Genomic DNA, 9,471 nt, shown 5'->3' with positions numbered 1-9,471 from the left:
AAGTTACAGGCGTATCCGCCGATATTCAGTCTGACGCCTAAAGCGTCTGGAAGCACGTGACTTCAGTCATGTGAGGTTCACATCAAAGTAAAATGGCTTTATAATAAAAATAAGGGCGAGTAGCGTAATGAGTCGGAAAACAACAGTTATGCTGCTTGTTTTTATAAAATGAATTTCAGGAGGAACTGCATATGCATGAGTATGAAATCTTTATTGAGGATATAAATCCGTGTGGAGGAGAACAATACAGTAAAAAAACTTTGATCGAGGCAGAAGCAGCCAGCCCGGAAGCCTATGTAAAAGAAAATGGAAGATTTCCGATTCTGGAATCCACACGCAATGAGAGTGGAGATGTTGTAATAGTAACAGGAGACAATCAGGGTTCTTTTGTACGTTATACTTTTACGGAATAAGAATGCCAGTCAGCAAGGAGTGGATTTTGTGAAATATGAAATTGGAGACTTTGTCAGCAAACCAGTTACAGGTATCTGTAAAATAGAAAATATTTTATATTTGAATCCGCAGGATGAAAAAAACGATAAGTTATATTATCTGATGAAACCAGTAGAAGATGAAAAGGAAAAAATATATGTTCCTGTTTCAAACTCAGATTCAAGACTGAGATTATGTCTGACAAAAGAAGAAGCCTGGAATCTGATCAAACGAATTCCGGATATCCCGACAGCATGGACAAACAATGAAAAAATGAGGGAACAAAATTATAAAGAAGCAGTAAGAGCAAATACCCCTGAGGCATTAGTTGCTATTATAAAAATGATTTATCAGCGGAAGCAGAAAAGACTTGCACAAGGGAAAAAATGTACTGCTACAGATGCAAGGTATTTCCAGATAGCAGAAAATCTGTTATATATGGAACTGGGAGTTGCACTTGAAAAGCCAAAACAGGAAATCTGTAAAACGATTATTGATTACATCGATCAAAATAAAATAGATTGATATGCATTGTAAAAATATTTCGTTTGACTTTTTAGAAAACAGGAAATATAATGATAACGAACGAGTAGCAAATGAGCGTAAATCCAGTTTCATGCTACTCGTTTTTCTTTTGTTAAATAGAATATTTGCTATGAAAAAAGTGTGTAGCCTGTCAGCGTAAGTCCAGCTTATGTGACAGGGTGCGCACTTTTTTTGTGCAGAAAAGAGAGGAGTTAAAGTAAAATGGCAGAAAGCAACAAAATGAAGGATATGCCGGTGAATAAGCTGATGATCCAGATGGGAATCCCTATGATCTTATCCATGGCATTGCAGGCGGTCTATAACATTGTAGACAGTGCGTTTGTAGGAAATATGAGAGTAGGCAGTGAAGCTGCATTAAATGCCCTCACTCTGGTATTTCCGGTTCAGATGCTTATGGTAGCGGCAGGAATCGGAACAGGTGTAGGAACCAATGCACTTCTTGCAAGGACACTTGGACAGGGAAACAGGGAAAAGGCTGCAAAGGTAGCAGGAAACAGTCTGTTCCTGGGTGTGATCATTTACGTGGTCTGCTTATTGTTTGGTATTTTTGGAGTGAAAGCATATATTTCATCACAGACAGTTGATGCAGAAGTACTTGAAATGGGAGTCAGTTATCTGCGGATATGCTGTGTGATTTCTTTTGGTATTATTTTCTTTTCTTTATTTGAAAAGCTATTACAGGCAACAGGTCGTTCTCTTTATTCTACAATCGGACAGGTGGTTGGTGCTGTTGTAAATATCATTCTCGATCCGATCATGATCTACGGTATTGGACCTTGCCCTGAAATGGGAGTGAAAGGTGCAGCTTACGCAACTGTAATTGGTCAGGTTGCTTCTGCTGTATTGCTGCTTATTTTTCATATGAAACTGAACAGGGAATTCGGGCATGGACCGAAATACATGAAACCGAATGCTGGTGTTATAAAAGAAATCTATGCAATCGGACTTCCGGCAATTATTGCGCAGGCTCTGATGTCTATTATGGTTTATGTGATGAATCTGATCCTGAAGTTCAATCCATCAGCACAGACAGCCTATGGATTGTTCTATAAAGTCCAGCAGTTTGTTCTCTTCCTTGCTTTTGGTCTGCGAGATGCGATCACTCCGATCATTGCATTTGCTTATGGAATGAGAAGTAAAAAGAGAATTCAGGATGGTATCAAATATGGACTTATTTATACCATTGCATTAATGATTCTGGGAATTGCAATTACGGAGATTTTCCCCGGAGCGTTTGCAATGCTGTTTAATGCAGGACAGTCAAGAGAATATTTTATTGCCGCGATGAGAGTGATTTCAGTGAGTTTCTTGTTTGCCGGAATTAATGTTGCTTATCAGGGAATTTACCAGGCATTGGATGGCGGCCTGGAATCACTGGTGATTTCACTTTTGAGACAGCTGATTATTATTTTGCCACTGGCGGGAATCTTTTCTCTGCTTGTCAGAAATGGTCAAATGGGAGTTTCGTTGATCTGGTGGGCATTTCCAATTACTGAAATAATTTCATGTTTTGTGGGATATGTATTTTTAAAGAAAATCAGAAAAAATAGGGTTGATGTTTTAAACTAGGAGGAATCAGAGATGGCAAAAAGAATTATTACGATCAGCAGGGAATTTGGAAGCGGTGGACGTTTTATCGGAGAAGAAGTGGCAAAGAAACTCGGAATTGCCTATTATGATAAAAATATCATTGGTCAGATTGCAGAAAAGTCCGGCTTATCACCGGAATATATTCAGGAAAATGCGGAATTATCTCCGAAAAAAGGTTTGTTCGCATATGCATTTTCCGGTCGTGATATCACAGGAAAATTTGTGGAGGACATGGTGTATGAGGCACAGAGAAATATTATTTTAGGATTGGCTGAGAAGGAGCCTTGTGTGATCATTGGAAGAAATGCAGACTATATACTGAAAGACCGGGACGATGTGCTGAATGTATTTATTCATGGGGACATGCTGGAAAAAATAAAGCGTATCACTGGTTTATACAATGTAAAAGAGAAGGCAGCTGTGAAAATGATGGCAGACACAGATAAAAGGCGAAGAACAAATTATAACTTTTACACAGATCAGAACTGGGGAAAAGCCAGCAATTACACACTGTGCCTGAACAGCTCACAGCTTGGATATGACAGATGTGAGATGATAATTATGGAATGCGTGAAATAAAAACAGATTATGTTTTTTATTCAAATTGACTGAGTGGAAGATCCCTTTTTCTATGTAGTGTATCTGTAAAATAAAAGAGGCAGATATAATGAAAAGGAATAAACCAGCTTGTATCATTCAGGTAAGAGTTAAGTGATGGAAGCATTTCAGATAATAATAGTTACTTTGCGCATTTTGTGTTATAATTGAGATTAACAGGAAATGATAAATATCTGCAAAATGAATGTTTATCAGGAACTTACCGGAGGACATTTTAGTTAAGACGTAATAGATTTCGGACTTTGTAAAATGCAAAAGGGAGATCAATGATATGAGAAAAAAAACAGTTCAAACAAGCAGTACCAAAAGCAGTACCAAAGGCAATACAAAGAGTAATACAAAGAGCAATGCAAGAAACAGCGTAAAAAGCAGTGTAAAAAGCAGGGCAAAAAACAGTTCTCAAAAAGCTGTTAAGACTGTTGCTCCAACAGTAGAGAATGTTTCTGTTAAGCAAGCCGTAATTATTCAGGAGCCATCTGTTGAACAGAATGAACAGAACATTCCAACGAGACAGCCTGATTTGGGACCGCGAAGAAGTGTAGCCTTCATTGGATCAGAATGTTATCCATTTGTTAAGACCGGCGGATTGGGAGATGTAATGTCTGCCCTGCCAAAGAGTCTGGCAAAATTAAACATTGATGTTAAGGTCATTATTCCAAGATACAAATGTATTCCTCAGAAATTTCAGGAAAAGATGGAATACAAGGGTTCCTTTGATATGAATCTCTGCTCTGATGGAAAGCAGTATTATGTGGGAATTATGGAATATCAGGAGGATGGGGTTGTCTATGATTTTATAGATAATGATGAGTTCTTCTCCTGGGGAAATCCATATACGAATCTCATAGATGACATTCCGAAATTCTGTTATTTTGCAAAAGCTGCCCTTGCTGCCCTTAATTATCTGAACTGGACTCCTGATGTAGTACATTGTCATGACTGGCAGGCAGCTTTAGTACCACTTTATCTGAGAACCTGTTTTCAGGATACAGATGTAGGACGTGCAATTTCAGTACTCACAATACATAATCTGAAGTTCCAGGGTATTTATGACAGAAAAAAGATTCAATACTGGTCAGGACTTCCTGATTATGTATTTAATAAGGACTGCATGATCCAGAACTGGCTGGATGCCAATATGTTAAAGGGTGGCATCGCTTACAGCAATAAAGTTACAACTGTAAGTAACACCTATGCCTGGGAGATTCAGACAGAGGAATATGGAGAGGGACTTGCAGAGCATTTAAGATATCACAACAATAAGATTCTGGGAATTGTGAATGGTATTGATACGGATATCTGGAATCCTGTAACTGATAAGCTGTTAGCAGCTGATTACGATGAGAAGTCAGCAATAAAGAATAAAAAGATTAATAAAAAAGCTCTCCAAGAATCTCTGGGGCTGGATGTAGATGAGCATAAGATGGTAATCGGACTTATTTCACGTCTCACCAACCAGAAAGGTCTTGATCTTGTAAATGACGTAATCCCGGGAATTATGGATGAACATACGCAGGTGGTTGTTCTTGGTACTGGTGATTCTCAGTATGAAAATACATTCCGCTATTATGAAAACAAATATAAAGGCAATTTCTGTGCATATATTGCTTACAATGAAAATGTGGCTCACAATATTTATGCAGGATGCGATGCACTTCTGGTTCCATCAAGATTTGAACCATGTGGACTTACACAGCTTATAGCCATGAGATATGGTGCAGTTCCGATTGTAAGAGAGACCGGAGGACTCAAAGATACGGTTCAGCCTTATAATATGTTTGAAAATACAGGAAACGGTTTTACATTTGACAGATATGAAAGCGGGCTGCTTTACGATGCGATCAACAGAGCAAAGACGCTCTATTTCGAGAACAGAAAATCCTGGGATGATATGGTGATCCGCGATATGAATAAAGATGTTTCCTGGGAAAAGAGTGCAAAACAGTACAAAGATATGTATGTAGGATTAACACCAAGAGATTAGAGCAGAGAATGTGCTCTGGCGTATATTTCGAAAACGATGTACTGGTCTTTCCAAATGGCTACGCAATGCGTAACAAATTGAGACAAAATCTGGTTGATAAACCAGATAAAAGTGATATACTGAATACATAAGAAAAGAAACCGTGTGGAATTACAGTTTTGTTTTCACACGGTTTTTTAGAAAATTAAGGTTAGATAAAACTAACATACATGATAGCGATTTACTGGACAATGTAAAGAGGACGGATTTCTATGAAAATATTGATTTATGGTGTCTGGTGTGATTGGAGGAAAACAACATGAAAAACGAAGAATACAAAAAACTGTCAATTGCTGAATTTACAAAAGCAGCAGGAAGATATGAAAGTAACCATGCGGGTATTTACGAAATGTGTAAGAAGGACTATCCGGATATTTTGGAAGAATTAGAGAAAGAGCCATTTAGAGATTTATTGGACGCTGGATGTGGACCGGCTCCGATGATTTCTTTATTAGCAGAAAAATATCCAGACCGACATTATACAGGTCTGGATTTGACTCCGGCCATGATTGAACAGGCAAAAAAGAAAAACATTTCAAATGCAACGTTTGTTGTAGGAGACTGTGAGAACTTTCCTTTTGAAAATGATTCATTTGATGCAATTATTTGTTCTATGAGTTTTCATCATTATCCGGATCCACAGGCATTTTTTGACAGTGTAAAAAGATGTCTTCGCCCAAATGGAAGATTGATCCTGCGGGATGTAACCAGTGACAATAAAGTATTGGTATGGCTGATGAATACATTGGAAATGCCTCTGGCAAATATATGCGGACATGGAGATGTTCGGGTTCCAACAAGAGATGTGGTCATGAAATGTTGCAGAAAAGTAGGATTAAAAGTAGAAAAATTTGAAATCCGCAAAGGTATGAGGATGCATTGTGTTGTCAGAAAAGCCTGAAGGAGACTAGCTATGAAATTTTATGAAAGTGGAGACAATCGTAAACCTGTGATATTTTTATTTCCCGGTACCTGTTGCCTGTATAGTAGCTTTGATCATGTACTGGATGGGTTACATTCTTATTTTTATACGGTAGCAGTTTCTTATGATGGATTTGATCCGAACGAGAAAACAGAATTTTATTCGATGGAAGATGAATGTGAAAAAATTGAGCAAGAAATCAGAACAAAGTATGGTGGGAGAATTAAAGCAGCGTATGGATGTTCCCTTGGAGGAAGTTTTGTATCCCTTCTGATTCAGCGGAAAAGAATCCATATAGATCATGGCATCATTGGGAGCAGTGATATGGATGAAGCAGGTTCGTTTATGGCAAAGCTCCAGTCATCTATCATTGTGCCAATTATGTATAAAATGGTACACACGGGTAAATTACCTAAGTTTATGCAAAAGAAAATAAATGAAGCAGATGAATCAAGAAAGAAACTGATTGATGGATTTGTAAATATGTTTGGTATTGACAAGGGAGGAAGTCCATGGATTACGAAACAGAGTGTTTATAATCAGTTCTATTCTGATCTGGTTACGAAAGTCCAGCATGGAATTGATGTACCGGGAACAACAATTCACGTGTTTTATGCAACAAAGATGGGTGAAAAATACGAAAAGAGATATTGTACTTATTTCAAAAATCCGGATATCCGAAGACATAACATGCAGCATGAAGAACTGTTTTGCTGCCATAGTGCAGAATGGGTGAAAGAAGTAAAAAAAGCAGTGGAAGGCGACAGACAATGAAAGAAAAAGTGAATGTGACAGGTGTGCCGGAAACGATGGTACAGACCTTGTATGCAAGAGCAAAAGAAACAAGAAAGAAAAATGCTAAAATAAATGACGAAATTGCAGTAGAACTTGTGAAAAAGCTTGATTATGACTTTTCCAAAGCAGATAAAGATAACGCCATGACTTATGGTGTGATTGCGAGAACAATTGTATTAGACCGGATGGTCAGAAAATATTTGGAGAAGCATGAAAATACAGTTGTCGTAAATATTGCATGCGGACTGGATACCAGATGCTACCGGATGAAGGGAAAATATCTGCGCTGGTATAATGTAGACCTTCCGGAAACAATGAAAATAAGGAGCCAGTTCCTTACCGAAACTGATCCGGTGTATCAGATTGCAAAGTCTGCAATGGATGATTCCTACATAGATGATATCGATTATCACGGTAAGAATATTCTGGTAATAATCGAAGGACTTACAATGTATTTGTATGAGAAAGATATCAGGAAGATGTTTTCTATTATTGATAAATCATTTCAGAAAGTTACAGTAATGGTCGAAACCATGTCACCCTTTGTTGTAAAGCATATGAAAGAGAAATCCATAGAGGGAAGCAATGCAAAATTCACATGGGGAGTTAAGAACAGAAAGGAGCTGCAAAGAATCATACCGGCATTTTCTGTTCGGCAGGAAGTCAGTCTTGTTGAAGGAATGAAAGAGCTTATGCCTGTTTATTATGTAATAGGTAAGATTCCGGCTGTTCGGAATATCTCAAATAAAATAATAGTTTTGGAGAAACATAGCTGATATTAAGGGAGGAGATGATACAGATGAAGAAAAGGCATTTTGATGTGGAATCAGATGGATTTTATGGTGCATACTGGAAATGTAAAACAGGCTCAGACTGTGCAATGATTGCGATGATCGGGGATGATCCGGAGGATTATCTGGCGCGTACATCCGTGAAATGGTTACATAAACTCGGTGTGAACGTGATGACGATGTCGCCGGCAAAAAAGGATTATGGACATCATAATTATCCGCTGGAACGTATAGAGAAAGCAATCAGTTGGTTAAAAATACATGGTAATCAGAAGATAGGAATTGTCGGGGCATCTACTACAGGAACACTTGCATTGACTGCTGCTTCTTATTTTAAGGATATCACATTGACGATAGGTCTGACACCGAGTGACTTTATCTGGCAGGGATTTATGCAGGGTAAAAGAGATGGTTGTAAGGAATGGCCAATGGAGGGAGAATCTCTTTTTTCGTATAAAGAAGAACCACTTCCATACATGCCGTTTTGTTACAAACATCCGGATTACTGGCATGTGATTGAGAAAGAAACAAAACGGACCGGTGATATGATCAATTCAAGAAAACTATTTGATGATTCTGAAAAGGCTCACCCAATCACAGAAGACGAGATAATCAAGATTGAAAAAATCCATGGAACAGTATTGTTAATTGGTGCTGAAGATGATGTGTTGTGGGATACTGCAAAATATATCCGCCGTATGAAGCAGCGTATGAAAGAACATTCACACACATGCAGATTGGATTATGTCATTTATGAGCATGGAACCCATTTCGTTTTTCCGGAGAGCATGCTAAAGACAATGCTCCCGGTTGGATCCGGACTCTTTGTGAAACTGGCATTTCAGGCAGCAAGAAAACATCCGAAAGAATGTCGCAGAGCACGTCTGGATATTGACTGGCGGGTAAGAAATGCTGTTGCAAAATGGAAGAGAGTAGATAGATAAAAAATAGACAGAAGGTGGAAGTGTGGTATTTAAAACAACAGGAAATAAATCAAATTCAGTCATTCTGTTTTTCCATGCAATGGGAGTAACTGGGGAAAGCAGTATGCCGGTTGCAGAGAAAATGGCAGAAAAATATTATTGCATTATGCCAACATCGACTGTGTATTGCTCCGGACAGAGGTATCAAAGCAAAAGAGATGAGATACAACAGATTGTACGATTTTTGGGGAACCATGGAATCAAAGAAATAGAACTTATAGTTGCATCTTCGATTGGAGCAGATCTCGCCATGGCATTCCTGACAGAGATAAAAATACCGGTAAAGCATGTTTTTTTTGATGGCGGGCAGTTTGCACAGATTGGAAAGGCAACACGCAGAATCATGGTTCCGTTCTTATATATAGCAATGAAAAGTTTATATTGGTCAAAAGGAAAAACACTAAAGAGAATCATGTGGTGTGACGATGATAAAATTAAACCTTATTTTATAGAGGCAGGAAAGAACTTGACGTATGGAAATCTGAGGAGACAGCTGACAGACAGTTTGGAAGATAAGCCATTTTCAGAACTGTCAGAAGAATTGCAGAAACATACATTCTGGGAATTTGGAAGTATAGAAGAACATTTTAAATACAGAAATGCAGTGATGCAGACTTATATATACGGTAACTTTCCGGTTTTTGAGGGATTCAACCATATGCAGTATCAAATTCAAAATCCGGAGGGATTTGCCAGAATGCTCGAAACAATTATTGAGACTGACCGATTACCGGAATTGGCATTTGCGATGTGGTATAGAGGAAAATAGTT

General features: G+C 38.2%; 10 protein-coding genes. All 10 read left to right on the top strand.

Features of this window, described 5'->3' with window-relative positions:
- Nucleotides 1-191 precede the first annotated feature (191 nt).
- The 10 genes from LJE09_RS13330 (at nt 192) to LJE09_RS13285 (ending at nt 9,469) form a co-directional block, all read left to right on the top strand.
- Nucleotides 192-413, top strand: a complete 222-nt coding sequence (locus tag LJE09_RS13330; RefSeq protein WP_025579122.1) for a hypothetical protein — start codon at nt 192-194, stop codon at nt 411-413.
- A gap of 28 nt (nt 414-441) precedes the next feature.
- The gene (locus LJE09_RS13325; RefSeq protein ID WP_173721783.1) at nt 442-957 is read left to right on the top strand and encodes a CarD family transcriptional regulator; all 516 of its coding nucleotides are present in this window, start codon (nt 442-444) and stop codon (nt 955-957) included.
- Between the two features lie 222 nt (nt 958-1,179).
- Nucleotides 1,180-2,547, top strand: a complete 1,368-nt coding sequence (locus LJE09_RS13320; protein ID WP_173721784.1) for an MATE family efflux transporter — start codon at nt 1,180-1,182, stop codon at nt 2,545-2,547.
- A 12-nt stretch (nt 2,548-2,559) separates the two neighbouring features.
- Nucleotides 2,560-3,147, top strand: a complete 588-nt coding sequence (locus tag LJE09_RS13315; RefSeq protein WP_227311435.1) for a cytidylate kinase-like family protein — start codon at nt 2,560-2,562, stop codon at nt 3,145-3,147.
- Between the two features lie 310 nt (nt 3,148-3,457).
- Nucleotides 3,458-5,170 (top strand): glycogen synthase, encoded by a 1,713-nt coding sequence (locus LJE09_RS13310; RefSeq protein ID WP_227311434.1) that lies wholly within the window; start codon nt 3,458-3,460, stop codon nt 5,168-5,170.
- A 298-nt stretch (nt 5,171-5,468) separates the two neighbouring features.
- Nucleotides 5,469-6,110, top strand: coding sequence for a class I SAM-dependent methyltransferase (locus LJE09_RS13305; protein ID WP_055060378.1), 642 nt, complete (start codon nt 5,469-5,471; stop codon nt 6,108-6,110).
- A 12-nt stretch (nt 6,111-6,122) separates the two neighbouring features.
- Nucleotides 6,123-6,905, top strand: a complete 783-nt coding sequence (locus LJE09_RS13300) for a hypothetical protein (protein ID WP_025579132.1) — start codon at nt 6,123-6,125, stop codon at nt 6,903-6,905.
- A complete protein-coding gene (locus LJE09_RS13295; RefSeq protein ID WP_025579133.1) occupies nt 6,902-7,702 on the top strand; it encodes a class I SAM-dependent methyltransferase in 801 nt (266 codons plus the stop codon). The genes LJE09_RS13300 and LJE09_RS13295 overlap by 4 nt, the downstream gene beginning before the upstream one ends.
- Before the next feature lie 23 nt (nt 7,703-7,725).
- Complete coding sequence (locus tag LJE09_RS13290) at nt 7,726-8,661, top strand: acyl-CoA thioester hydrolase/BAAT C-terminal domain-containing protein (RefSeq protein ID WP_055058433.1); 936 nt, start codon at nt 7,726-7,728, stop codon at nt 8,659-8,661.
- A 22-nt stretch (nt 8,662-8,683) separates the two neighbouring features.
- Nucleotides 8,684-9,469, top strand: a complete 786-nt coding sequence (locus tag LJE09_RS13285; protein ID WP_055058432.1) for a hypothetical protein — start codon at nt 8,684-8,686, stop codon at nt 9,467-9,469.
- Nucleotides 9,470-9,471: the final 2 nt, after the last annotated feature.

This window comes from Blautia sp. DFI.3.45, from assembly GCF_020593505.1.
Classification (GTDB): domain Bacteria; phylum Bacillota; class Clostridia; order Lachnospirales; family Lachnospiraceae; genus Blautia_A; species Blautia_A wexlerae.
The sequence above is the reverse complement of the archived record's forward strand: the minus strand, read 5'-3'. Positions and strand labels throughout refer to the sequence as shown.

What these genes read in the sequence shown, in the direction of transcription:
- LJE09_RS13310 (WP_227311434.1), top strand. Translation starts at nt 3,458, where the DNA reads ATGAGAAAAAAAACAGTTCAAACAAGCAGTACCAAAAGCAGTACCAAA.
- LJE09_RS13305 (WP_055060378.1), top strand. Translation starts at nt 5,469, where the DNA reads ATGAAAAACGAAGAATACAAAAAACTGTCAATTGCTGAATTTACAAAA.
- LJE09_RS13290 (WP_055058433.1), top strand. Translation starts at nt 7,726, where the DNA reads ATGAAGAAAAGGCATTTTGATGTGGAATCAGATGGATTTTATGGTGCA.
- LJE09_RS13315 (WP_227311435.1), top strand. Translation starts at nt 2,560, where the DNA reads ATGGCAAAAAGAATTATTACGATCAGCAGGGAATTTGGAAGCGGTGGA.
- LJE09_RS13330 (WP_025579122.1), top strand. Translation starts at nt 192, where the DNA reads ATGCATGAGTATGAAATCTTTATTGAGGATATAAATCCGTGTGGAGGA.
- LJE09_RS13300 (WP_025579132.1), top strand. Translation starts at nt 6,123, where the DNA reads ATGAAATTTTATGAAAGTGGAGACAATCGTAAACCTGTGATATTTTTA.
- LJE09_RS13295 (WP_025579133.1), top strand. Translation starts at nt 6,902, where the DNA reads ATGAAAGAAAAAGTGAATGTGACAGGTGTGCCGGAAACGATGGTACAG.
- LJE09_RS13320 (WP_173721784.1), top strand. Translation starts at nt 1,180, where the DNA reads ATGGCAGAAAGCAACAAAATGAAGGATATGCCGGTGAATAAGCTGATG.